The following is a 23,041-nucleotide window of genomic DNA, read 5'->3' on the forward strand; positions in this document are numbered from 1 at the left end:
ACTTGCGTGCCTCCGCTAGAATTCGCGCCTGCCTCAGGAGACGCCAATGCTGCCTTTATTACTTGCTTCCAGCTCGACCTATCGCCGGGAATTGCTCGCCCGCTTGCACCTGCCGTTCGTCTGCAGCTCGCCGGATATCGACGAAAGCCACCGACCGGGCGAATCCGCCATCGAACTGGTCAAGCGCCTCGCCGAACAGAAAGCCCGCGCACTCGCCGCGAGCCATCCCGCTCATCTGATTATTGGCTCGGACCAGGTCGCAGTGCTCGGCGATCGGATCATCGGCAAGCCACACACCTTCGACAAGGCTCGCGAGCAACTACTCGCCGCCAGCGGCGCCAGCGTGACCTTCCTCACCGGCCTGGCCCTGCTCAACAGCCAGACCGGCCACTGCCAGGTCGACTGCGTGCCGTTTACCGTGCACATGCGTCAGCTCGACGAGGCGCGAATTGAACGCTACCTGCGCCTGGAGCAGCCCTACGACTGCGCCGGCAGCTTCAAGGCCGAAGGTTTGGGCGTGAGCCTGTTCCAATCCACCGAAGGGCCTGACGCCACCAGCCTGATCGGCCTGCCGCTGATTCGCCTGATCGACATGCTGCTGGCCGAGGGCGTGCAAATCCCTTAACGCACAAAAAACCGGCCATTGAGGCCGGTTTCTTTTCAACACTGCACCACGCTTAACGCAACGATGGCCCGTGGAACCCCATCCACATCGCCAACTGCTCAGCCACACTGGCGCCAAGTTTCTTCGAGAAGCGGTCGAACGGCGATTCCTGCACAGTGAAATCCACCAGCTCTTTCTCGCCGATCACATCCCGCGCCACGGAACTGGCATTGCCCAGACCATCGATCAAGCCCAACGGCAGCGCCTGCTCGCCGGACCAGACCAGCCCGGAGAACAGTTCCGGATGCTCCTTGTCCTTCAGGCGATCGCCACGACCCTGTTTGACACTGTTGATGAACTGCTTGTGCGTGGTATCCAGCACGGTCTGCCAGAATGCGGTTTCGTCAGGCTTCTGCGGCTGGAACGGATCCAGAAACGATTTGTGCTCGCCCGAGGTATAAGTGCGACGCTCGACGCCGAGCTTGTCCATGGTGCCGACAAACCCGTAACCGGCCGCCGTTACACCAATGGAGCCGACCAGACTGGCCTTGTCGGCATAGATCTGATCCGCAGCACTGGCGATGTAATAGGCACCGGACGCACCGAGATCGGAAATCACCGCGTACACCTTGATATCCGGGTGCAGACCGCGCAGACGCTTGATCTCGTCATACACATAACCCGACTGCACCGGACTGCCGCCCGGACTGTTGATCCGCAGGATCACGCCCTTGACCTTCTTGTCCTCGAAGGCTGCTCGCAGGCTACCGACAATGTTGTCGGCACTGGCAGGCTCCTTGTCGGCAATCATGCCGGTGACGTCGATCAGCGCGGTGTAGTTCGGGCCACGGGTGGCGCTCTTTTCCATGTCCATCAGCGGCGTGAACAGGATCAGCGCAACAAACAGATAAACAAACGTCAGCAGCTTGAAGAAGATCCCCCAACGCCGCGAGCGACGCTGCTCCTGCACACTGGCCAGCAAAGTCTTTTCCAGCAGCTTCCAGCTTTTCTCGTCACCGTCGTCGGCACTTGCCTTGGCCGGTGCTTTCCATTCGTCGGTCATGCGCTGTACCCCAGCAAAAACGTATTAAGCCTGCTGCCCCAGCCAGGCGTGCAATTCACTAAAACGGTCGATCGACAGGCGCGGCTCGAACTGCTGCAGCGACTCGATCGACTGCGCGCCGTAGCTGACCGCCACCGACGCCATGCCCGCATTACGCGCCATCAGCAGATCGAAGGACGAATCCCCGACCATCAGCGCCTGCTCGGGCCGCACGCGACAATGCGCGAGAATCTGCTCGAGCATCAGCGGATGCGGCTTGCTCGCGGTTTCGTCGGCGGCGCGGGTGATATCGAAATAATCTTCCCAGCCATTGGCCTTGAGCACCCGATCCAGTCCGCGACGATTCTTGCCGGTCGCGACTGCCAGGTGATAGCCCTGCTCGCGAAACGACGCCATCGACTCCACTACGCCTTCGAACAGCGGCGAAGGCACGGCTTCTGCCGCGATGTAGTGATCAGCGTAATACTCGCGAAACAGGGTCATCTCGGCATCACTGATGTCCGGGTACAAGGTGCGGATCGCCTCGGGCAAGCCCAGACCGATGATGCCCTTGACGGCAAAATCATCACGCAACTCGAAACCGGAACGCGCGGACGCAGAATGCATCGCTTCGACAATCCGACCAATGGAATCAGCGAGGGTGCCGTCCCAATCGAAAATCAGCAGTTTGTAATCAGATGGGCGCACTCAATCGCTCCACGGTCTTGGCCCACATTTCATCCACTGGTGCCTGCAACTTGAGCTCGCCGCCATCGGGCAGCGGCACGGTCAGCATGTAGGCGTGCAGGAACAGACGTTTGCCGCCCAGATCACGGATTTCCTTGCTGAAACCGTCATCGCCGTACTTGGTGTCGCCGGCAATGCAGTGCCCGGCGTGCAACGTATGGACGCGGATCTGATGCGTGCGACCGGTGATCGGCTTGGCTTCGATCAGAGTGGCAAAGTCGCCGAAACGACGCAGGACCTTGAACACGGTCACCGACTCCTTGCCCTCCTCCTCGTCGACCTCGACCATGCGCTCGCCGGAGCGCAGATTGCTCTTGCCCAGCGCCGCACGGACTTGCTTGATCGAGGTCGCCCAATTGCCGCGCACCAGCGCCATGTAACGCTTGTCGACACCGTCACCACGCAAGGCGGCGTGCAAGTGCCGCAACATGCTGCGCTTCTTGGCGATCATCAGCAGGCCGGAGGTGTCACGGTCGAGACGGTGAACCAGCTCCAGCTCCTTGGCATCGGGGCGCAACTGACGAAAGGCTTCGATGACACCGTAATTCAAGCCGCTGCCGCCGTGAACCGCAATGCCGGCGGGCTTGTTGATCACGATCAGGGCTTTGTCTTCGTAGACAATCGAGGCTTCCAGGCGCTGTAACAGACCCTGAGCCAAGGGCACCGGTTCGTCGCGCTCAGGCACACGAACCGGCGGCACGCGCACGATATCGCCGGCCTGCAGCTTGTATTCGGGCTTGATCCGCCCCTTGTTCACGCGCACTTCGCCTTTACGCAAAATGCGGTAAATCAAGGTCTTGGGCACGCCTTTGAGCCGGGCAAGGAGGAAATTGTCGATTCGTTGGCCGGCATACTCCGGCGAGACTTCAAGCAGTTGAACGCCTGGAGTCGAAGGGGCAGTAGTTGTCATGCCGCGGATGATAACAATTTTTATGGAATTGAAGCACTTAATCATTGCTGCTATAGTCGCGAACGCCGCCAAAAGCGGCCTGGACAGCGGAACCACGGTCAAAAACCGGCCCTGACCAACGCAATTCACCAGGACGCGAGGCCGTCCTACGGGGCTTTCGCTACGTAACGGTGGAGTTTGCAGTTGTAACAAGCGCAGGTGACATGAGGCCTGAATTACACCGTCGAGCAGAGTTTTCACTCGCCTGACAGGCAAATATTCGAGGCCAGTTCACAAAGTGCAGTCAGCTGCAGATGACCCCGAGCGAAGGCTTCGGAAACATCGCCTGAATTAGCCATGATGCGTGACTTCCCCTTTCGGAGCTCACGGTAAATGCCAACCCGCTGCGGATTCTGCGCGCGGCAGCACCCGAATTATCAGGGATACGTGTAGGGTGGAGATGCACAACCGCCGGACTGTGTAGCAATAGGCTTTATCAAGACGCTTCATCTCGTCCACAGCCGCTGGTTGATTCCTCCTCCTGACTGAGTGCTTAAGTAGCCACAGCAAGCAGGACGCGTACGTCGCGATATCGGCCCAATTGGCCTGACATCGCTGGACACGGGAATGGCCAACCACTCCCGACGCACCTGACACCGACCGTGAGAAGTCGTGTGTGCCGAACGCCGTTTCCGGCAGCCCGGAAACCGACGGTACTACATGAAAAGAATGCTGATTAACGCAACTCAACCCGAAGAGTTGCGTGTTGCACTGGTAGATGGCCAACGCCTCTACGACCTGGACATCGAATCCGGTGCACGCGAGCAGAAGAAGGCCAACATCTACAAAGGCCGTATCACTCGCATCGAACCAAGCCTTGAGGCTGCCTTTGTCGATTTCGGCTCCGAGCGCCACGGCTTCCTGCCCCTCAAAGAAATCTCCCGCGAATACTTCAAGAAAGCCCCTGAAGGCCGCGTCAACATCAAGGACGTCCTGAGCGAAGGCCAGGAAGTCATCGTTCAGGTCGAAAAAGAAGAACGTGGCAACAAGGGCGCCGCCCTGACCACTTTCATCAGCCTGGCCGGTCGTTACCTCGTGCTGATGCCGAACAACCCGCGTGCCGGCGGTATCTCCCGTCGCATCGAAGGCGAAGAGCGCAACGAACTGCGTGAAGCGCTGAACGGCCTGGTTGCTCCAGCCGACATGGGTCTGATCGTGCGCACTGCCGGCCTGGGCCGCAGCAGCGAAGAAATGCAGTGGGACCTCGACTACCTGCTGCAACTGTGGACCGCCATCAAAGAAGCCTCGCTGGATCGCTCCGCGCCATTCCTGATCTATCAGGAAAGCAACGTGATCATCCGCGCCATCCGCGATTACCTGCGCCAGGACATCGGCGAAGTGCTGATCGACAGCGTTGAAGCCCAGGACGAAGCCCTGACCTTCATCCGCCAGGTGATGCCGCAGTACGCCAGCAAGATCAAGCTGTACGAAGACAGCGTTCCGCTGTTCAACCGTTTCCAGATCGAAAGCCAGATCGAGACCGCTTTCCAGCGCGTCGTCGAACTGCCTTCCGGCGGCTCCATCGTCATCGATCCGACCGAAGCCCTGGTGTCCATCGACATCAACTCGGCGCGCGCCACCAAAGGCAGCGACATCGAAGAAACCGCGCTGCAGACCAACCTTGAAGCCGCCGAAGAAATCGCCCGTCAGTTGCGCCTGCGCGACATCGGCGGCCTGATCGTCATCGACTTCATCGACATGACCCCTGCCAAGAACCAGCGCGCCGTGGAAGAGAAAGTCCGCGAATGCCTGGAAGCCGACCGCGCTCGCGTGCAGATCGGCCGCATCTCGCGCTTCGGCCTGCTGGAAATGTCCCGTCAGCGCCTGCGTCCATCGCTGGGCGAAAGCAGCGGCATCGTCTGCCCGCGCTGCAACGGCACCGGCATCATCCGTGACGTCGAATCGCTGTCGCTGGCGATCCTGCGCCTGATCGAAGAAGAAGCCCTGAAAGACCGCACTGCCGAAGTGCGCGCTCAGGTGCCGATCCCGGTCGCCGCGTTCCTGCTCAACGAAAAACGCAACTCGATCACCAAGATCGAACTGCGCACCCGTGCCCGTATCGTCATTCTGCCGAACGATCACCTGGAAACCCCGCACTTCGAAGTTCAGCGTCTGCGTGACGACAGCCCGGAAGCTGCGACCAACCAGTCCAGCTACGAAATCGCTGCTGCCGCTGCCGAAGTCGAAGAAGTCCAGCCAGCCGCTGCGACCCGCACCCTGGTTCGCCAGGAAGCCGCGGTCAAGACTGCGCCGGCCCGTGCCAATGCGCCGGTGCCGACCGAAGTCGCCGCGCCTGTCGCTGCTGCACCGGCTCCGGTTGCCGCGCCAGAGCCAAGCCTGTTCAAGGGCCTGGTGAAATCGCTGGTCAGCCTGTTCGCGACCAAAGAAGAGCCAGCCGCTCCGGTCGTCGTTGAAAAACCGGCCACCGAGCGTCCAGCCCGCAACGAAGAGCGTCGCAACGGTCGTCAGCAGAGCCGCAACCGTAACGGTCGCCGCGATGAAGAGCGCAAGCCGCGCGAAGAACGTGCGCCGCGTGAAGAGCGCGCCCCACGCGAGCCGCGTGAAGAGCGTCAGCCACGTGAAGCCCGTGAAGTCCGCGAGCCGCGTGAAGCCCGCAGCGAAGCACCGGCCGCCCGCGAAGAACGCGCACCCCGCGCTCCGCGTGAAGAACGTGCACCACGTGCGCCGCGCGAAGACCGCAAGCCACGTGGCGAGCGTGAAGAGCGTGTACGTGAACTGCGCGAGCCACTGGACGCCGCTCCGGCTGCACCCGTAGCAGCTGCCGCTGCCGCTGTGGTCGCAGAAGAGCGTCCGGCCCGTCAGCCTCGCGAAGAGCGCGCTCCACGCCCACCGCGTGAAGAGCGTCAACCGCGTGCCGAGCAGGCTGCTGCCGTTGCTGAAGAAGAAGTGAACAGCAACGAAGAGCAACTGCCGGAAGACGGTCAGGACAACGCCGAAGGCGATCGTCCACGTCGTCGCTCCCGTGGTCAGCGTCGTCGCAGCAACCGTCGCGAGCGTCAGCGTGATGCCAACGGCAACGTGATCGAAGGTTCGGAAGAGTCCGAGTCCGGCGAAAACGCTGAACCAGCACCAAGCGCTGCCGATCTGGCTGCCGGCCTGGCCGTCACTGCCGCTGTTGCCAGCAGCGTGATCAGCGCTCCGGCCGAAGCACAGGCTCACGAGCAAGCCGAACGCGCTACCGCCGCTGTTCAGGAAACCGCTCCAGTGGAAGCGCCGGTCGTTGAGGCCACCACCCCAGTGGAAGTGGTTGCTGCTCCGGAAGTCGAAGTGGCACCGGTTCAAGAAACTCTGCCTCAGGTTGAAGCCGCTGCAGAACCTGCCATTGAAGCGCCAGTTGTGGCCGCAGAGCCGGCTGCTGAAACCGTCGCTGAAACCGTGACCGAAACCGTGCGTGAAGTTCGCGAAGAACAGACCGCGTTCAACTGGGTTGCCGAGCCTGCCGTCGCTGAAACTCCAGCGCCAGTGGCAGAAGCCCCAGTGGTTGAAGAAGCCAAGGCTGCCGCGCCAGTGGTCGAAGCCGCTGAACCTGCTCCAGCGCCAGTGGTTGAAGCACCGGTGGTCGAAGCGCCAGTGGTTGCCGAAGCCCCTGCTCCAGTGGTTGAAGCCGCTCCGGTCAGCGCCCTGACGCCAAACGGCCGTGCGCCAAACGACCCACGTGAAGTGCGTCGCCGCAAGCGTGAAGCCGAGCGTCTGCAGAAGGAAGCCGAACTGGCTGCCGCTGCTGCTCCGGCGGCTGAAGTGGTCGAAGTTGCTGCTGTGACTGAAGAGGCCGTGGTTGAGTCGGTGATCGCCGAAGCACCACGCTCCGTTCAGGACGCGGTCGAGCATCACCAGGCGGCCGAGGAAAAAGAACACGAGCCTAAACCGCTCGTCTGATTCCGCAAGCCAATAAAAAGCCCCGCCTGAGCAATCAGGCGGGGCTTTTTCATGCCTCCAGTTCAAGCTTCACCACCCTTCAATGTGGGAGCGGGCTTGCTCGCGAATGCGGTGTGTCAGCCACCCTGGAAGTCACTGACGCTCCGCATTCGCGAGCAAGCCCGCTCCCACAAAAGCTCTGCAGGAGGCTCAGGATTGGGGGAATACCAGAGACTCAGGCACATCGATATCCCACAACACCCCGGGATCATCCACCGCTATCTCAATCACCCTGCCCTGCTTGAACAAAGGCCTGGCGCCGCGATCACCACTCAATGCCTGCAAGCCCGGCCCGAACGAACGCCCGAACCCCACCGGATGCCCAAATTCGCCCTCCTGCACCGGCACACTAACCGCGTCATCGGTCATTGCCGCCACCACCCGCTCGATACTCGACGGCAGGATAAACGGCATGTCCCCCAACACGATCAGCCAGCCATCTGCATCCGGACAAACCGCAACGCCAGCCGCAATACTGTCACCCATCCCGGTCGATTCAATCGAGACCACGTCACAGCCATAAGCCTGAGCCATGCGCATCGCCTGCGGCCGCGCTTCAGTGGTCACCAGCACCCGCTTGTCGAGGTTGGCCGGCAGATTCAGCAACACTTGCTCGATCACCGAGCGCACCGCGCCATCACGCCCGGTGCAATCGGCCAGCAACTTGTCCTTGTCGGCACCGGCAACCTGGCGAAAGCGACTGCCCTCGCCCGCCGCCAGCACAATCACTGCGATAGATCGACTCATGCGCCCTCCACGACTTTCTTCTGTTTCAACTCGACGCCGTTCTTGATCGCCACAATCTCCGCCAATAACGACAGAGCAATCTCCGCTGGCGAATGACTGCCGATGTGCAGACCGATCGGCCCGTGCAATCGCGCAATGGCGGCTTCTGACAAGCCTAGCTGAGCCAGATTGTCCCGGCGCTTCTGGCTGTTGACCCGCGACCCCAGTGCACCGACATAGAAGGCCGGCGAATCGAGCGCGGTGAGCAACGCCATATCATCCAGACGGGGATCGTGAGTCAGCGCGACGATGGCTGTGCGTTCGTCCGTCTGAATGCTCAACACCGCGTCATCCGGCATGCCCGGGACAAAGCGACCGTGGTGCTCTTCCCAGCCGTAGACGAACTCGGTACGCGGATCGCAGATCAGCACCTCGAAATCCAGCAGCCGCGCCATGTCCGCCACGTAGCGCGACAGCTGCCCGGCGCCGATCAGCAGCAGGCGCCAGCGCGGGCCATAAATGGCGCGCAGGGTCTTACCATCGAATGCCAGCACATCGGATTTGCTCGCCGCTGATAGCACAACTTCACCGGTTTCGATGTTCAGCTCACGGGCGACAATTTCATGCGTTTCACAACGGGCGAGCAACTCGGCGACCCACGCCGGATCAGCGACCCGCTCCTCGGTCAGGCGCAGCGTGCCGCCACAGGGCAAGCCGAACCGCGCCGCCTCCTCGCGGGTGACGCCATAGGTAATCAGTTGCACCGGTGGCCCGTCGCTGGCGATGCGCCCGTCGTGCAGACGGGCGATCAAGTCATCCTCGACACAACCGCCGGACACCGAGCCGATCACCACGCCGTCCTCGCGCAATGCGAGCATCGCGCCGGGTGCCCGGGGCGCAGTGCCCCAGGTCTGCACCACACTGAACAGCACCACCCGCTGCCCGGCGCGGCGCCATTCAAGCACGCTGCGCAGGACGTTGAGATCGGCGCTATCCATTACGCCTGCGCCTTCTGCCAACCCTGCAACTGATAACGCACCGGCAAGTTACGGATGCGCTGGCCGGTGGCGGCGAAGATCGCATTGCACAGTGCCGGCGCAATCGGCGGCACGCCCGGCTCACCGACTCCGCCCAACGGCACGTCGCCCGGCGGCGTCACCAAATGCACCGCGATTTCCTTCGGCGCCAGCGACATGCGCGCCACTTCGTACATATGGAAGTTGTCCTGCTGGACCTTGCCATCCTTGAAGCTGATTTCACCCAGCACCGCGTTGCCCAGGCCCATCACACACGCGCCCTCGAACTGCGAGCGAATGCGCTCAGGGTTGATCTGCGGTCCGCAATCAACAGCGATGTCAGCCTTGTGCACGATCAGCGTACCGTCGTCCTTGACCTCGACTTCGATCACCGCCGCCACATAGGTGACGAAGCTGTAATGCACCGCCAGACCGAGGCCTCGGCCCTTGGGCAACTGACGCCCCCAGCCGGCAGCCTTGGCCGCGGTTTCCAGTACCGTGCGCATGCGCCCGGTGTCGATCGGGTAGCGCTCGGGGGATTCGCCGTAGTTCCACTCCTCACTCAGGGTACGCGGATCGATCTGCCGATCCGGGCCGAGCAACTTGATCTGGTACTTGAGCGGATCGACGCCCGCCTTGTGCGCCAGTTCATCGACGAAACTCTGAATCGCAAAACCGTGAGGAATGTTCGACACCGAACGATACCAGCCGACCCGGGTGTGCACCGTGGCTTCGGGGTTTTCCAAGCGCACGTTGGGAATCGCGTAGGCCATGTTGGTAAAGCCCATGCCCAGTTCGAACGCCGCTTCATGGTTCATGCCCGGGGCGAACAGCGCCGTAATGCTCGGCGCCACTGTGCGATGCAGCCAGCCGGAGGGCATGCCGTCCTTGCCGACAGCGGCTTTCAAATACTCGGCGGACACCGTGTGGAAATACGAGTTGTGGATGTCATCCTCGCGGGTCCATTGCACCCGCACGGCTTTACCGGGGAATTGCTTGGCAAGGATCGCCGCCTCGACGACGAAATCCGGCTTCGATTTACGGCCGAAACCGCCACCGAGCAGCGTGACGTTGAAGGTGACATTGTCGAACGGCAGCCCCAGGCGCTCGGCGATGCGTTCGCGAGTTACCTGCGGCGCCTGACTCGGCGCCCACGCTTCACACACACCTTTGTCGTAGCGCGCGATGGCGACCATCGGCTCCATCGGTGCCTGGGCCAGATGCGGCAGATAATAGGACGCTTCGAGGCTGCTGGCGGCGCCGCTCAGGGCTTTGTCGATATCGCCAGTGTTGCGTACCACTTTGCCGGGTTTGCGCGACGCCGCTTCCAGTTCCTTGCGATAAGCGATCGAGTCATAACTGGCATTGGGGCCGTCGTCCCATTCGATCTTTAGCGCCTCGCGGCCCTTGATCGCCGCCCAGGTATTGCTGGCAATCACCGCTACGCCGCCCAGCGGCTGGAATTCCGAAGGCAGCGGACGGCTCTCGATCTGCATGATCTTCAGCACACCCGGAACCTTCAGCGCGGCGCTGTCATCCAGCGACTTGACCTTGCCGCCGTACACCGCCGGACGGGCGATGGTGGCGTAGAGCATGCCGTCGAAATGCACGTCCGCGCCGTACACCGCGCGCCCGTTGACGATATCGGCACCGTCGATGGCTTTGGTGCCTTCCTTGCCGATGTAGCGGAACTCTGACGGCTGCTTGAGGCGCAGGCTGTCACGGGCCGGCACCGCCAGTGCACTGGCGGCAGCGGCAAGTTCGCCGTAACCCAGCTCGCGACCGGACGGTGTGTGCAGGACTTTGTGCAGCTGCGCATGGCACTCGCCCACCGGCACCTGCCACTGCGCGGCGGCGGCTTGTTCGAGCATGGTCCGGGCCGCCGCGCCGCAGCGGCGCATCGGTTCATACCAGTGACGCATGCTGCGCGAACCGTCAGTGTCCTGGTTGCCGAAACGTACTTCGTCACCCGGCGCCTGTTGCACTTTGACTTTGGCCCAATCGGCGTCCAGTTCATCAGCGACCACCATGCTCAAACTGGTGCGCACGCCCTGGCCCATTTCCGAGCGGTTGCAGACCACGGTGACCGTGCCATCCGCGGCGATGCTGACGTAGACCTTGGGATCGTCGATCCAGCCATTGGGCATGCCATCAGCACCGAACTTCTTCGGTTTGTCTTCAGCCAGTGCATCCTGCCAGCCCCAGCTCGCGGCCAGGACCAATGCGCCCGTGGCGCCGACGCCCTTGAGAAAACCACGGCGGCTGAGATTGCTCAGGGCGAAATCATTCGGCAAGCGGCTCATGCCTTGGCCTCCTTCAAGTGAGTCGAGGCCTGGCGGATCGCGGTCTTGATCCGGTTGTAGGTGCCGCACCGGCAAATGTTGCCGACCATTGCCTCTTCGATCTGCTCGTCGCTCGGATCGGGGTTGGTCTTGAGCAACGCGGTGGCGGACATGATCTGCCCGCCCTGACAAAAACCACACTGCGCCACGGCGCTATCGAGCCAGGCTTGCTGCACCACCTGCCCGACCGGATCGGCGTGCAGATTGTCGATGGTGGTGACGTTTTGCCCGACCACCGAGCCGATCGGCGTGATGCAACTGCGCGCCGGCAAGCCGTCGATATGAATGGTGCAGGCACCGCACAGGCCCATGCCGCAGCCGAATTTGGTGCCGTTGTAACCGGCGACATCACGAATAGCCCACAGCAGCGGCATGTCTTCGGTGACATCCAGTGGGTGATCCTGGCCATTGAGTTTCAGGGTAATCATGGGCACGCCCGCATATTCTTGGTGGTTATGGGGTCGAGCAGAACTGGCGGTGGTTCACGCAGATCGACTCAGGCTAATGGGCCAATACACATCAGTGAAGCCGAACACTGAGCCTGTGGCGAGGGTGCTTGCTCCCGCTGGACTGCGGAGCAGGCCCTTCTTGAAAGCGGGGCCGCTACGCGCCCCAGCGGGAGCAAGCTCCCTCGCCACAGGGTCATCGCTGACTGATATGTGGTTGGCACAGGCTCTCTTGTGCCGACGCGAACGTCTGCACCGGGCCTTTGGTGGAGCAAATGACGGTTATCGTTAGCTGGCTAAGTTAACCCACCGTTAACAAAAAAGCCCTGCACTTTTTGTTCAGTGCAGGGCTTTGGATACCGACCTGAAGCGTAGCCTCAATAGCGGTTCGGCTCCATTTCCAGTTCGACATTGAAACGTTCGGCAATATCTTTCTGGATGCGTTGCGCCAGCTCCAGCAATTGCAGGCCGGTGGCGGTGCCGTAGTTGACCAGCACCAGCGCCTGCAATTTATGCACACCAGCATCGGCCTCGCGGAAACCTTTCCAGCCAGCGCGCTCGATCAACCAGCCGGCGGCCAGTTTCATCTGCCCGTCCGCTTGCGCATAGGCCACCAGATCCGGGTGCTGCGCCTTGATCTGCTCGACCAGCGCGGCCGACACCAGCGGATTCTTGAAGAAACTGCCGGCATTGCCGAGCACCGCCGGATCCGGCAATTTTTCGCTGCGGATACTGCAGATCGCGCGACTGACGTCGCTGGGTGTCGGTTGCTCGATGCCTTGCTCGGTCAGGCGCTGACGCACCGGGCCGTATTCCAGATGCAGATGCGCAACACGATCGAGCTTGAAGCGCACCCGCAGGATCAGCCAACGCCCCGGCTGCTGCTTGAACAGGCTGTCGCGGTAGGCGAAGTTGCATTCTTCCAGGCTGAAGTCGCGCAGCTCGCCGGTCTGGCGATCCAGCGCGGTCAGCCCGGCGAACACATCCTTGATCTCGACGCCGTAGGCACCGATGTTCTGCATCGGTGCCGCGCCCACGGTGCCGGGGATCAGGCTGAGGTTTTCCAGACCGGAAAAACCCAGCGCCAGCGTGTGCTGCACGAACGGATGCCACGGCTCACCGGCTTCAGCCTCGATCACCACGTGGTTGCCGTCATCGCTGATCAGCCGAATGCCATGGCTGGCCATGCGCAGCACCAGCGCCGGAATATCTGCAGTCAGCAGCAGGTTGCTGCCGCCGCCGATCACCAGCAACGGCAGATCATGGGCAGTCGCATAGGCAAGGGCTTCGCGCACGTCGGCGTCGCTGTGGGCCTCGGCGAACAACTGCGCGCGAACGTCGACGCCAAAACTGTTGAACGGTTTCAGCGAAACCTGTGATTGAAGCTGCAAACTCATAACCGGCCCTTCACTTCGATCAACAGTTGGTCACAGGCTGCTTCGATCAGGTCCAGCACCTGCTCGAAGCCCTGATCGCCGTCGTAGTACGGATCCGGCACTTCATCGACCACACCGGCATAACGGCGCAGGAACAGATCCAGCTCGGCCTTGCCGGTGGACGGTTGCAGTGCCTTGAGGTTACGCAGGTTGCTGTTGTCCATGGCCAGAATCAGGTCGTAACTGGCGAAATCGGCGCGGCTGACCTGCTGCGCGCGTTGCGCCGACAGGTCATAACCACGCACTTTGGCTGCAGCTTGGCTGCGCTTGTCCGGCGGATTGCCGACGTGCCAGTCACCGGTGCCGGCGGAGGCCACTTCGACCTGATCCGCCAGCCCGGCTGTGCGCAATTTGTGGCGCAGCACGCCTTCAGCGGTGGGCGAGCGGCAAATGTTGCCCAGGCACACGAACAGAACGCGCATCAGGCCTCCAGCAGGCGACGAACGCGCTCGAGGTCTTCAACGGTGTCGACACCGGTCGGCGGCGCGATCAATGCATCGGCGACATGAATCCGCACGCCATGCCACAAGGCACGCAGTTGTTCGAGGGATTCAGTGTTTTCCAGCCAGCACGGGCCCCAGCTCACGAAGTCCTGAAGGAACCCGGCGCGGTAGGCGTAAATGCCGATGTGGCGACGGTACGGCACGCCCTCCGGCAACTGCTCGCGGCTCTTGGCGAAGGCATCGCGGGCCCACGGCAAGGTGGCGCGGCTGAAGGTCAGCGCCAGGCCGTTGAGGTCGCTGACGACCTTGACCACGTTCGGGTTGAACAGGGTTTCGACGTTTTCGATCGGCTCGGCCAGGGTGGCCATACGCGCTTCGGTGTGGGCCGCGAGATTGGCCGCGACCTGATCAATCACACTTGGCGGGATCAGCGGCTCGTCACCCTGCACGTTGACCACGATCGCGTCCGGTGCAAGACCCAGCTTCGCCGCGACTTCCGCCAGGCGGTCAGTCCCGGAATTGTGATCTTCACGGGTCAGCACTACTTCCGCGCCGAACACTTTGCAGGCCTCGACGATGCGCGCATCGTCGGTCGCGACCACCACACGGCTGGCGCTGCTTTTGCTCGCCTGCTCCCAGACATGCTGAATCATCGGCTTGCCGGCGATATCCAGCAGCGGTTTGCCCGGCAAGCGGGTCGAGGCGTAACGCGACGGGATGACAACGGTGAAAGCAGTGGTCATTTATCCAGACGCTCGTCAGTGGTCAGGGTGCGCGCTTCGCTTTCGAGCATCACCGGGATGCCGTCGCGGATCGGATAGGCCAGACCGGCGCCCTTGCTGATCAGTTCGGTCTTGTCGGCGCTGAGCTTGAGCGGGCCTTTGCAGATCGGGCACGCGAGGATGTCGAGCAATTTGGTGTCCATGAACATTCCCTGGATAAAGAGTTAAGGCAAAAGACGATCGGGCAACAGGCGCATCAGCTGGGTGTCGAACCAGGCCACGAAGGCCGGTGACGGCACGGCATCGACCGCCAGATACCACCAGTCGTCTGCTGCGAAGGCACGGCACTTCACCGCGTCCTTTTCGGTCATCACCAACGGCAATGACGGTGTGAAATTCAAGGCCTGCACGCTGTATTCGGCGTGGTCGGCAAACGCATGGGGGACTGCTCGCCAGTCTAGCGCTTCGAGGGTATTGAAGAAACGTTGCGGATTGCCGATCCCGGCCACCGCGTGCACCGATTGACCGGGCGCAAAATGCTCAAGCGGCTGGCGCTTGCCGCTGCGCAGATTGACCAGTGCGGTCGGCTGCAGGTGAAAGGCGAAGCCGTCTTCACGATCCGCAGTGGCACCGTTGAACAGCACGCCATCGACGCTTTGCAGGCGCTCGATCGGCTCGCGCAACGGACCGGCCGGCAGGCAGCGCTTGTTGCCCAAACCACGGGCGGCGTCGATCAGCACCAGCTCCAGATCTCGCGCCAAGCGGTAATGCTGCATGCCATCATCGGAGAGGATCAGGTCCAGCGGCTCACTGGCGAGCAAGGCTTTGACCGCTGCGCTGCGATCAGGGTCGATCATCAGCGGCACGCCGGTGCGCTGCACGATCAACAGCGGTTCATCGCCGGCGACGTCGGCGCTCTGCTCGGCGGTGACCCGCCACGGCAGTTGCGGCGGTTTGGCGCCGTAACCGCGACTGACCACGCCAACCCGCAGACCGGCGCGTCGGCAATGCTCGATCAGCCACAGGATCATCGGTGTCTTGCCGGTGCCGCCGACGGTGATGTTGCCGACCACGATTAACGGCACCGGTGGCTGATAGATCTGGCCTTCACCGTCGAGAAAGCGCTGACGCTTGTTGACCACCACGCGGCGGTAGAGCATTTCCAGCGGCCGCAGCAGCGTCAGGGCCGGATGCCCCTGATACCACGCGGCGAGCAAACGATCGGACAGGCTCATCAGGATTTGGGCGCCGCCTCGACCGTGGTCATGCGCAAATGGCTGAAACCGAGCTTGCCGGCCGCGTCCATGGCGGTGATCACCGATTGGTGTTGGGTCTTGCCGTCGGCGCTGATCGACAACGGCATGTTGGTGTCACCGTTGGCTTCTTTCTGCATGGCTTCCATCAGGGTCGCCAGGTCGTTTTTCGGCAGAATCTTGTTGTTCACCGAGAACACGCCTTCGGCGCTGATCGCGACATCCAGTTGCTTGAGCTGCTGGTCTTCGGCGGGCGAACCGCTGACCGATTCCGGCAGATCGACGCGCAACTGTGTCTCGCGGGTGAAGGTGGTGGTCACGACGAAAAACAGCAACAGGATGAACACCACGTCGATCAGCGACGCGAGGTTGATGTCGATCGTTTCCCGGGGTTTGCGACGGAATTTCACGCTTTGTCCCCGGCCAGATCGACGTCACGGTCGCCCTGCACCACTTCGACCAGTTTGATCGCTTCCTGCTCCATGCCCACCACCAGCTCATCGATGCGGCGTTGCAGGAAACGGTGGAAGAACACCGACGGAATACCGACCATCAGGCCCGCAGCGGTGGTGATCAGTGCCTTGGAAATACCGCCGGCCAGGACCGAGGCGTTGGTGGTCATGCCGGAACCGGTGAAGGCGCTGAAAATGTCGATCATGCCCAGTACCGTGCCCAGCAGGCCCAGCAACGGCGACATGGCGGCAATCGTGCCCAGCGCGTTGACGTAGCGTTCGAGCTCGTGAATCACCCGCGCGGCGGCTTCTTCGATGCATTCCTTCATGATCTCGCGACCATGCTTGGAGTTGGCCAGGCCCGCGGCGAGGATTTCACCCAGCGGCGAATTGGCGCGCAATTCCTTGAGCTTTTCTTTATTGAGCTGCTTGTCCTTGATCCAGACCCAGACCTGACCCAGCAGATGCTCGGGGGTGACGCGGCTGGCGCGCAGGGTCCACAGGCGCTCGGCGACAATCGCCATGGCCGCGATGGAACTCAGAATGATCGGCAACATCATCCAGCCGCCGGATTTGACCAATTCCCACACAGTGACAGTCCCCTCGAAAAAGTGCGCCACTTTACCATACCGGTTCGCGATTAAGACCCGCTGCCCCGACGACCTGATGCCGCATTCGGCGATCCTGCGATCAATGGTGTTTCAGCGCCAGAAACGCCGTTGTTGACGCATTAGCCACGGCGCCTGAAAGCTGCCCAGGCGCAGTTGAATGGCGCCGTGCTGCGCGCTGTCGTAGATGCGCAGCCCTTGCTGGCGATAACGCGCGAGCACCAGCGGGTGCGGATGACCGAACGAATTGCCCTGCCCCCGGGAGATCAGCACCGAATGCGGACGTAATGCCCGCAGCAAAGCCATCGAAGAGGAACTGCGGCTGCCATGGTGCGGCGCTTGCAGCCAGTGCGTCGGCAGCGCCAACGGACTTTCCAGCAAAACCCGTTCGGCAGCCGTGTCGATATCGCCGGTCAGCAGCAGCCGCTCGCCATTGGCCTCGATCTGCAACACACAGGAGCGCTGGTTGCTGTCATGGGCCGCCGACCATTGCCACAGCTGAAAACTGACCCCGTCCCACTGCCATTGACGCCCGCTTTCACAGGCTTCGGCTTGCAGGATGGCGGGCAGGCCCGGCGGATCGCCACTGATCACCCGCGTCACTTTCAGGCCCCGCGATACCGCCAGCGCACCACCGGCGTGGTCGGCGTCGGCATGACTGAGCAGCATCAGGTCGATGCGGTTGACCCCCAGTTTGTGCAGCGCCGGCAGCACCACCCGCTCCCCCAGATCGAAATCGCCGAAGCGTGGACCGGCGTCGTAGAGCAACGCGTGATGACGCGTGCGGATCAGGATCGCCAGGCCCTGACCGACATCGAGCTGCCAGACATCGGCCAGTCCATCGGCCACTCGCTCGCGCGGCGGCGCCAGCAGAATCAACAGCAACGGCCAGCCCAACGGTCGCAAAGGCACCCCGCGCGGCAACAGCAACAGCAAGGCGCCGAGACTGCCGAGCAGCAAAACCCACCACGGCAACGACGGCGAGATCCACGCCGGCCAGGCCCCGGCGATCAGCGACAAGCCGCGAAACAGCCAGTCGATCAAACCACCGGCCAGCCACAACAAGCCTGCACCGACGTAAGGCACCGGCAACAACAGCGTGCCGAGCAGTGCCGGTGGCAGCACCAGCAGACTGACCCATGGCACCGCGAGCAGATTTGCCAATGGCCCGCTGACGCTGATCGGCAGGCTCAGCGCCAGCAACACCGGGCACAGACCCAGCGCAATCAGCCATTGCGCGCGGGTCCAGGTCTGCCACCATTTCCACGCGCCGAGTCGCCCGCCGAAGGTGAAAATCAAAATCCCCACCGCGGCGAACGACAGCCACAAACCCGGACGCAAACTGGCTAACGGGTCGAGCAACAGCAACGCATCGAATGCCAGCAACAGCGGCCACCACGCGCCGAGATGGCGAAAGCGCAGGCGCCACAACAACATCAGCCCAACCATCACGCAGGCCCGTTGCACCGGCACATCAAACCCGGCGAGCAAGCCGTAACCGAGCGCCGCGGCAAACGCCAGCCCACAGGCCCATGGCAGCCATGGCCAGCGCAGCGGCCACCAGCCGTAGCGCGCCAGCCCGGCGACCAACAGATAGATGACCGCCGCCAACATCCCGATGTGTTGACCGGAAATCACCAGCAGATGCACGGTGCCGGTTTCCTGCAGGATCTGCCAATCCTCGCGGCTGAGCCCGGAGCCGTCGCCGAGCACCAGTGCCGCCAATGCACCGCCCCGGCCTTGGGCATCGACTGCCAGCAAGCGCTGACGAATGCTGTCGCGCCATGCCCAGTTTGCCTCGGCCAGGCGCTGACCATCCTTGATCGTGCCGGTCGCGCCGATGCGTTGCGCCAACAGCCAGGCTTCGTAATCGAAGGCGTCGGGATTGAGCAAACCACCGGGGCGCCTGAGCTTCACCGCCAGCCGCCAGCGCTCACCGCTGTTGAGCGGCGGCCCGGCGTACCACGCCAGACGCATCAACGACGGCAATTTTTCGTGTCGCGAGCGGGCATCGGCCAACTCGAACCGCACCACGCCCTCGCTGGTTTGCGGCAAACCGACCACCCGCCCTTCGACCCAACGGGTTTCGCCGTCAAGCGCTTCCGGCAGGCGATCATTCAACGCCCATTGCGCACTGACGCACGCCCAGGTGAAACCGAATAGCAGAAACGCCAGGGGATAGCTGCGAAACGGCAACAACATCAGTCCCACCAACGGCAACAACATCATCAACCCGACCGGCGGTAAAACCGGCAAAAAAACCGGAACCAGCAGACCGACTGCCAGCGCCATCATCCCTGTGCGCATAAGCCCGTCCTTGAGAGTTCGTGCATTAGGGGTAGCTGGTATGAGGGCGGGTCGTCGTCAACAATTGTCACAAAGTCTGAATGGGCGCTTCGTAGAATCCAGACATACTTGCCGCCTTAACCGACCGAGAAGCCTTATGCCCCGGCGCTTATCAAACGTTACATGCCCGACCCGACGAGCATCAGGGAACATAATCCTTACGTTTTCTCGGCAAGTTGCTGCATGACCCGAACCTCTGGCACCTCAATCGGCACTCGGTGGCCCGGGCGATGGCCGTCGGCCTGTTCGCGGCGTTCCTGCCGATTCCGGCGCAGATGCTGGTGGCGGCGGCACTGGCGATCACCGTGCGCGGCAACATGCCGATTGCCGTCAGCCTCGTGTGGCTCACCAACCCGATCACCATGCCGGCGGTGTTTTTCCTGTACTTATCAGGCCGGAGCCTGGTTGATGAATGTGCCCGCCCGACCCTGCCCGATTCGTTGACCTGGGAATGGATCAGCGGAGAGTTGTCGACCATGTGGCAGCCGTTTTTGCTCGGGTCGGTAGTGTGCGGATTGATACTCGGCATCCTCGCCTACTTCACGGTGATGCTGTATTGGCGCTGGTGGGTGGCGCGGCAATGGGCGCGGCGCAAGAAAAGCCGCAAATCTTGAATGCAAAACGGCCTCCGCAGTGGGAGGCCGTTTTTTTGTAGCGTCTGAATAGGCCCCATCGCGCAGCAGGCTCACTCCTACATTGGAACGCGCCCTTCTGTAGGAGTGAGCCTGCTCGCGATGGCAGCGACGCGGTTTCGGATCAGGTCCGCATCCCGCGCCCACTCACCAGCAACCGCGCACAACCGAGGTACAACACCACCGTCGCCACCACCATGAAGGTGATTGCGATACCGATGCGGATATCCGATACGCCAAGAATGCCGTAACGGAAGGCATTGACCATATGCAGCACCGGGTTGGCCAGCGACACGGTCTGCCAGAACGGCGGCAGCAAGGTGATCGAGTAAAACACGCCACCGAGGTAAGTCAGCGGCGTCAGCACAAACGTCGGGATGATCGAAATGTCATCGAAGTTGCGCGCAAACACCGCGTTGATGAAGCCCAGCAGCGAGAAGATCGTCGCGGTCAAGATCACCACCAGCAAGGTCACGCCGAGGTGATGCACCTGCAGATGGGTGAAGAACAGCGACAGAATGGTCACGATCACCCCGACCATCAAGCCACGCAACACGCCGCCAATGGTAAAGCCGATCAGAATCGTGTGCGGCGACACTGGCGAAACCATCAGTTCCTCGATGGAACGCTGAAACTTGCTGCCGAAGAAACTCGAGACCACGTTGCCGTAGGAGTTGGTGATCACCGACATCATGATCAGCCCCGGCACGATGTACTCCATGTAACTGAAGCCACCCATGCCGCCAATCTGCTTGCCGATCAGGTTACCGAAGATCACGAAGTACAGAACCATGGTGATCGCCGGCGGCAGCAGGGTCTGCGGCCAGATCCGCGTGAAGCGTTTGACCTCGCGATAAACGATGGTCTGGAGGGCGACGAGGTTGGGGCGGAACTCGGAACTCATACCGCCACCTTCGACAGATTCTTCTCTACCAGAGACACGAACAGCTCCTCGAGGCGATTGGTTTTGTTACGCAGGCTCAGCACTTCAATATTCTGCTGCGCCAATTGAGTGAACAGCGCGGTGATGCCCATGGATTTGTCGACCTGGACTTCCAGGGTATGGCCGTCGAGCAACCGAGCGGGATAGCCGATCAGTTGCGGCGCGGCGTGCAAGTCGTTTTTCAGGTCGAGCAGGAAGGTTTCGACGTGCAGCTGGCCCAGCAGCTGTTTCATGCTGGTGTTCTCGACAATGGTGCCGTGGTCGATGATGCCGATGTTGCGGCACAGCTGCTCAGCCTCTTCCAGATAGTGCGTGGTGAGGATGATGGTGATGCCTTTCTGGTTCAGCTCGGTGAGGAACGTCCACATCGAGCGACGCAGTTCGATGTCGACGCCTGCGGTCGGCTCATCGAGGATCAGCAGGCGCGGCTCATGCACCAGGGCGCGGGCAATCATCAGTCGGCGTTTCATGCCGCCGGACAGCGAACGCGACGGCACATCGCGCTTGTCCCACAGGCCGAGCTGGGTCAGGTACTGCTCGGCGCGTTCCTTGGCGATCTTCGCCGGGATGCCGTAGTAACCGGCCTGGGTCACGACGATGTCGAAAGTCTTTTCGAACTGGTTGAAGTTGAATTCCTGGGGCACCACACCGATCGAGCGCTTGAGCGCGGCGGGGTTCTTGTCCAGGTCATGACCGAAGATATTCACCGTGCCGCTGGTCTTGTTGACCAGGGTCGAGAGAATGCCGATGGTCGTGGATTTGCCGGCGCCGTTGGGGCCGAGCAAGGCGAAAAAGTCACCTTCGGCGACGTCCAGATCGATACCACTCAAGGCCTGGAACCCGTTGCCGTAGGTTTTGGTTAGCTGCCGGATGGACAGAGCGGAACTCATATCGGATTTACGCACCAAGAAGGGAAGAAAAGGAAAGATTGGGCCGGGCGGCGAACAAAACAACCACGGCGCATGAGCGCAATGGTGCTTGCCGCCGCCACACAAGTACAGTCAAGAGTGTCGATAGTTATTATCAAGTCAACGCGGTCATGACTGCTTTCTGATAGGCCGGACGCTGCTTCAGCCGTGCGTACCAAGCCTGCAGATGCGGCTGCGCGGCACGTTCGATGGGCATCTCGAACCAGGCATAAATGAAACTGCCCAGCGGAATATCGCCCATGCCGATTTCGCTGCCGGACAGATATGGCTGGCTGGCGAGGGCCTGATCGGCCATGGCCAGCAGCGCGGTGCATTCCTTGATTGCGGCGTTGATCGCCGGCCAGTCCTGCTGGTCCGCTGGCGTACGCAACACGCCCCAGAACACGGTGCGGAACGGCCCGGCAAAACTCGAGGTGGTCCAGTCCATCCACTTGTCAGCGACGGCCCGGGCTTGCAGGTCTGCCGGATACCAGGCGCTGTTCGGTGCATGCTTGGCCAGCAGGTATCGCACGATGGCATTCGATTCCCATAGCACGAAGCCGTCATCCTCGATCACCGGTACCCGGCCGTTCGGGTTCATCGCGCGGTATTCAGGCGTGTCGACCACACCGAACGCGCCACCGGCGTCAATCGCCTCGTAGGCCAGGCCCAGCTCCTCGGCGGCCCACAGTGGCTTCCTGACATTCGATGAGTTTTTACGTCCCCAGATCTTCAGCATGACCGCCTCTTTTCCAATGCGTGGGCAGGCAGCATACGCCGGATCAGACCCGACTCAAATCACTCTGCATATCACCCAAGACCTTCGCCTGATGTTCGCCGAACAGATGCGGGTAGCACTTTTTCAAGTGCTCGAAGAAGAACCGCTCCGGCACATCGACGAACTGACCATGATCGACCAGATACTCCATCAACAGCGCGCCGTCACGGTTGTATGGGTGGAAAACGCTGTCACTGATGCCGTCAAATTCCAACGGTGCGACGTTGAACAGCTCGCAAAGTTGCTGATTGAAGGCCGGCGTGGCCTTGACCCAACGGTCATTGAGGAACAGCTCGGTGTAGCCGTGCATGGCAAACACATCGCTGCGCAGCAGTTCCAGCAGACGCGGGGTCGACAGGTGATTCTTTACGTCGGCCAGACCGATGCGTGCGGGAATGCCGCAATGCCGTGCGCACCCGGCCAGCAATGTGGCCTTGGGCACGCAATAGCTTTCCCCGGTGGCCAGCGCATAGCTGCCGCACAGGGTTTGCGGGTCGAGGCTGAAGGTATACGGGTTGTAGCGCACCGCATCGCGCACGGCGTGATAGAGACTGATCGCCTGCGCGAGCGGGTCGCGGCTGGCACCGCGGTGTTGTTCGGCGAACTCCACCACCGCCGGGTGGTCACTATCGATGAAGCGGCCGGGGCTCAGATACTCGCGCATGACGATGTTCTCCTGGGTGAGCCCCGAGTCTAGCGACAGCTCAAGCAC

The 23,041-nt window shown here is 61.8% G+C and carries 22 protein-coding genes; 3 read left to right on the forward strand and 19 right to left on the reverse strand.

The features are described from left to right. The first annotated feature begins 46 nt into the window (after window positions 1-46). Window positions 47-625 (forward strand): Maf family protein, encoded by a 579-nt coding sequence (locus ACOYXI_RS11465; RefSeq protein ID WP_098965025.1) that lies wholly within the window; start codon window positions 47-49, stop codon window positions 623-625. A gap of 52 nt (window positions 626-677) precedes the next feature. Here ACOYXI_RS11465 and sppA read toward each other — a convergent pair whose 3' ends face one another. The 3 genes from sppA to rluC are packed head-to-tail and all read right to left on the reverse strand — an operon-like array spanning window position 678 to window position 3,303. Beyond that, the gene (sppA, locus tag ACOYXI_RS11470) at window positions 678-1,667 is read right to left on the reverse strand and encodes a signal peptide peptidase SppA (protein ID WP_095137203.1); all 990 of its coding nucleotides are present in this window, start codon (window positions 1,665-1,667) and stop codon (window positions 678-680) included. Between the two features lie 24 nt (window positions 1,668-1,691). Continuing rightward, window positions 1,692-2,354: an HAD-IA family hydrolase gene (locus ACOYXI_RS11475; protein ID WP_027612351.1), complete on the reverse strand. Its 663-nt coding sequence runs from the start codon at window positions 2,352-2,354 to the stop codon at window positions 1,692-1,694. Continuing rightward, a complete protein-coding gene (gene rluC, locus ACOYXI_RS11480) occupies window positions 2,341-3,303 on the reverse strand; it encodes a 23S rRNA pseudouridine(955/2504/2580) synthase RluC (RefSeq protein WP_007950779.1) in 963 nt (320 codons plus the stop codon). Before rluC ends, ACOYXI_RS11475 begins: the two co-directional genes overlap by 14 nt. A gap of 699 nt (window positions 3,304-4,002) precedes the next feature. Here rluC and rne point away from each other — a divergent pair. Then, window positions 4,003-7,239 (forward strand): ribonuclease E, encoded by a 3,237-nt coding sequence (gene rne / locus ACOYXI_RS11485; protein ID WP_461674853.1) that lies wholly within the window; start codon window positions 4,003-4,005, stop codon window positions 7,237-7,239. Window positions 7,240-7,428: 189 nt separating this feature from the next. Here the strand turns inward: rne and ACOYXI_RS11490 are convergent, their stop codons facing one another. The 12 genes from ACOYXI_RS11490 to ACOYXI_RS11545 form a co-directional block, all read right to left on the reverse strand. Continuing rightward, on the reverse strand, window positions 7,429-8,025 hold the full coding sequence (locus tag ACOYXI_RS11490; RefSeq protein ID WP_135296335.1) for a nucleotidyltransferase family protein: 597 nt from the start codon (window positions 8,023-8,025) through the stop codon (window positions 7,429-7,431). After that, window positions 8,022-9,002, reverse strand: a complete 981-nt coding sequence (locus tag ACOYXI_RS11495) for an XdhC family protein (RefSeq protein ID WP_461674854.1) — start codon at window positions 9,000-9,002, stop codon at window positions 8,022-8,024. Before ACOYXI_RS11495 ends, ACOYXI_RS11490 begins: the two co-directional genes overlap by 4 nt. Next, entirely contained in the window at window positions 9,002-11,323 is a 2,322-nt protein-coding gene (locus ACOYXI_RS11500; protein WP_461674855.1) for a xanthine dehydrogenase family protein molybdopterin-binding subunit, read from the reverse strand. Before ACOYXI_RS11500 ends, ACOYXI_RS11495 begins: the two co-directional genes overlap by 1 nt. After that, the gene (locus tag ACOYXI_RS11505) at window positions 11,320-11,790 is read right to left on the reverse strand and encodes a (2Fe-2S)-binding protein (RefSeq protein WP_027612345.1); all 471 of its coding nucleotides are present in this window, start codon (window positions 11,788-11,790) and stop codon (window positions 11,320-11,322) included. Before ACOYXI_RS11505 ends, ACOYXI_RS11500 begins: the two co-directional genes overlap by 4 nt. Window positions 11,791-12,185: 395 nt before the next feature. Continuing rightward, entirely contained in the window at window positions 12,186-13,205 is a 1,020-nt protein-coding gene (murB, locus tag ACOYXI_RS11510; protein WP_135296338.1) for a UDP-N-acetylmuramate dehydrogenase, read from the reverse strand. Beyond that, window positions 13,202-13,666, reverse strand: coding sequence for a low molecular weight protein-tyrosine-phosphatase (locus tag ACOYXI_RS11515; protein ID WP_123587531.1), 465 nt, complete (start codon window positions 13,664-13,666; stop codon window positions 13,202-13,204). The genes murB and ACOYXI_RS11515 overlap by 4 nt, the downstream gene beginning before the upstream one ends. Beyond that, entirely contained in the window at window positions 13,666-14,430 is a 765-nt protein-coding gene (gene kdsB / locus ACOYXI_RS11520) for a 3-deoxy-manno-octulosonate cytidylyltransferase (RefSeq protein ID WP_210558164.1), read from the reverse strand. The genes ACOYXI_RS11515 and kdsB overlap by 1 nt, the downstream gene beginning before the upstream one ends. Beyond that, window positions 14,427-14,612: a Trm112 family protein gene (locus ACOYXI_RS11525; protein WP_003174668.1), complete on the reverse strand. Its 186-nt coding sequence runs from the start codon at window positions 14,610-14,612 to the stop codon at window positions 14,427-14,429. The genes kdsB and ACOYXI_RS11525 overlap by 4 nt, the downstream gene beginning before the upstream one ends. 21 nt (window positions 14,613-14,633) lie before the next feature. Beyond that, window positions 14,634-15,644, reverse strand: coding sequence for a tetraacyldisaccharide 4'-kinase (lpxK, locus tag ACOYXI_RS11530; protein ID WP_115989146.1), 1,011 nt, complete (start codon window positions 15,642-15,644; stop codon window positions 14,634-14,636). Then, on the reverse strand, window positions 15,644-16,072 hold the full coding sequence (locus ACOYXI_RS11535; protein ID WP_027612340.1) for an ExbD/TolR family protein: 429 nt from the start codon (window positions 16,070-16,072) through the stop codon (window positions 15,644-15,646). The genes lpxK and ACOYXI_RS11535 overlap by 1 nt, the downstream gene beginning before the upstream one ends. After that, window positions 16,069-16,704: a MotA/TolQ/ExbB proton channel family protein gene (locus tag ACOYXI_RS11540; protein ID WP_003227083.1), complete on the reverse strand. Its 636-nt coding sequence runs from the start codon at window positions 16,702-16,704 to the stop codon at window positions 16,069-16,071. Before ACOYXI_RS11540 ends, ACOYXI_RS11535 begins: the two co-directional genes overlap by 4 nt. Before the next feature lie 111 nt (window positions 16,705-16,815). Then, complete coding sequence (locus ACOYXI_RS11545) at window positions 16,816-19,029, reverse strand: DNA internalization-related competence protein ComEC/Rec2 (RefSeq protein ID WP_210558162.1); 2,214 nt, start codon at window positions 19,027-19,029, stop codon at window positions 16,816-16,818. A gap of 215 nt (window positions 19,030-19,244) precedes the next feature. On the opposite strand from ACOYXI_RS11545, the gene ACOYXI_RS11550 reads away from it, so the two are divergent. Further along, window positions 19,245-19,682 carry a DUF2062 domain-containing protein gene (locus tag ACOYXI_RS11550; protein ID WP_461674856.1) on the forward strand — a complete coding sequence of 146 codons (438 nt, stop codon included), beginning with the start codon at window positions 19,245-19,247 and terminating at the stop codon, window positions 19,680-19,682. Between the two features lie 142 nt (window positions 19,683-19,824). On the opposite strand, the gene ACOYXI_RS11555 is transcribed toward ACOYXI_RS11550, so the two are convergent. The 4 genes from ACOYXI_RS11555 to ACOYXI_RS11570 form a co-directional block, all read right to left on the reverse strand. Continuing rightward, window positions 19,825-20,604, reverse strand: coding sequence for an ABC transporter permease (locus tag ACOYXI_RS11555; RefSeq protein WP_282413139.1), 780 nt, complete (start codon window positions 20,602-20,604; stop codon window positions 19,825-19,827). After that, window positions 20,601-21,533, reverse strand: a complete 933-nt coding sequence (locus ACOYXI_RS11560; RefSeq protein ID WP_027612335.1) for an ABC transporter ATP-binding protein — start codon at window positions 21,531-21,533, stop codon at window positions 20,601-20,603. The genes ACOYXI_RS11555 and ACOYXI_RS11560 overlap by 4 nt, the downstream gene beginning before the upstream one ends. 133 nt (window positions 21,534-21,666) lie before the next feature. Beyond that, window positions 21,667-22,290: a glutathione S-transferase family protein gene (locus tag ACOYXI_RS11565; protein ID WP_134787085.1), complete on the reverse strand. Its 624-nt coding sequence runs from the start codon at window positions 22,288-22,290 to the stop codon at window positions 21,667-21,669. A gap of 43 nt (window positions 22,291-22,333) precedes the next feature. Continuing rightward, window positions 22,334-22,993, reverse strand: coding sequence for a transglutaminase-like domain-containing protein (locus tag ACOYXI_RS11570; protein ID WP_134787086.1), 660 nt, complete (start codon window positions 22,991-22,993; stop codon window positions 22,334-22,336). Between the last annotated feature and the right edge of the window lie 48 nt (window positions 22,994-23,041).

The sequence above is a fragment of the Pseudomonas sp. G3-19 genome, assembly GCF_054855875.1.

Bases quoted from the DNA above. Each gene is read 5' to 3' on its own strand.
- ACOYXI_RS11465 (WP_098965025.1), top strand. From the start codon at position 47: ATGCTGCCTTTATTACTTGCTTCCAGCTCGACCTATCGCCGGGAATTG.
- sppA (WP_095137203.1), bottom strand. From the start codon at position 1,667: ATGACCGACGAATGGAAAGCACCGGCCAAGGCAAGTGCCGACGACGGT.
- rluC (WP_007950779.1), bottom strand. From the start codon at position 3,303: ATGACAACTACTGCCCCTTCGACTCCAGGCGTTCAACTGCTTGAAGTC.
- rne (WP_461674853.1), top strand. From the start codon at position 4,003: ATGAAAAGAATGCTGATTAACGCAACTCAACCCGAAGAGTTGCGTGTT.
- ACOYXI_RS11490 (WP_135296335.1), bottom strand. From the start codon at position 8,025: ATGAGTCGATCTATCGCAGTGATTGTGCTGGCGGCGGGCGAGGGCAGT.
- ACOYXI_RS11495 (WP_461674854.1), bottom strand. From the start codon at position 9,002: ATGGATAGCGCCGATCTCAACGTCCTGCGCAGCGTGCTTGAATGGCGC.
- ACOYXI_RS11500 (WP_461674855.1), bottom strand. From the start codon at position 11,323: ATGAGCCGCTTGCCGAATGATTTCGCCCTGAGCAATCTCAGCCGCCGT.
- ACOYXI_RS11505 (WP_027612345.1), bottom strand. From the start codon at position 11,790: ATGATTACCCTGAAACTCAATGGCCAGGATCACCCACTGGATGTCACC.
- murB (WP_135296338.1), bottom strand. From the start codon at position 13,205: ATGAGTTTGCAGCTTCAATCACAGGTTTCGCTGAAACCGTTCAACAGT.
- ACOYXI_RS11515 (WP_123587531.1), bottom strand. From the start codon at position 13,666: ATGCGCGTTCTGTTCGTGTGCCTGGGCAACATTTGCCGCTCGCCCACC.
- kdsB (WP_210558164.1), bottom strand. From the start codon at position 14,430: ATGACCACTGCTTTCACCGTTGTCATCCCGTCGCGTTACGCCTCGACC.
- ACOYXI_RS11525 (WP_003174668.1), bottom strand. From the start codon at position 14,612: ATGGACACCAAATTGCTCGACATCCTCGCGTGCCCGATCTGCAAAGGC.
- lpxK (WP_115989146.1), bottom strand. From the start codon at position 15,644: ATGAGCCTGTCCGATCGTTTGCTCGCCGCGTGGTATCAGGGGCATCCG.
- ACOYXI_RS11545 (WP_210558162.1), bottom strand. From the start codon at position 19,029: ATGCGCACAGGGATGATGGCGCTGGCAGTCGGTCTGCTGGTTCCGGTT.
- ACOYXI_RS11555 (WP_282413139.1), bottom strand. From the start codon at position 20,604: ATGAGTTCCGAGTTCCGCCCCAACCTCGTCGCCCTCCAGACCATCGTT.
- ACOYXI_RS11560 (WP_027612335.1), bottom strand. From the start codon at position 21,533: ATGAGTTCCGCTCTGTCCATCCGGCAGCTAACCAAAACCTACGGCAAC.
- ACOYXI_RS11565 (WP_134787085.1), bottom strand. From the start codon at position 22,290: ATGCTGAAGATCTGGGGACGTAAAAACTCATCGAATGTCAGGAAGCCA.
- ACOYXI_RS11570 (WP_134787086.1), bottom strand. From the start codon at position 22,993: ATGCGCGAGTATCTGAGCCCCGGCCGCTTCATCGATAGTGACCACCCG.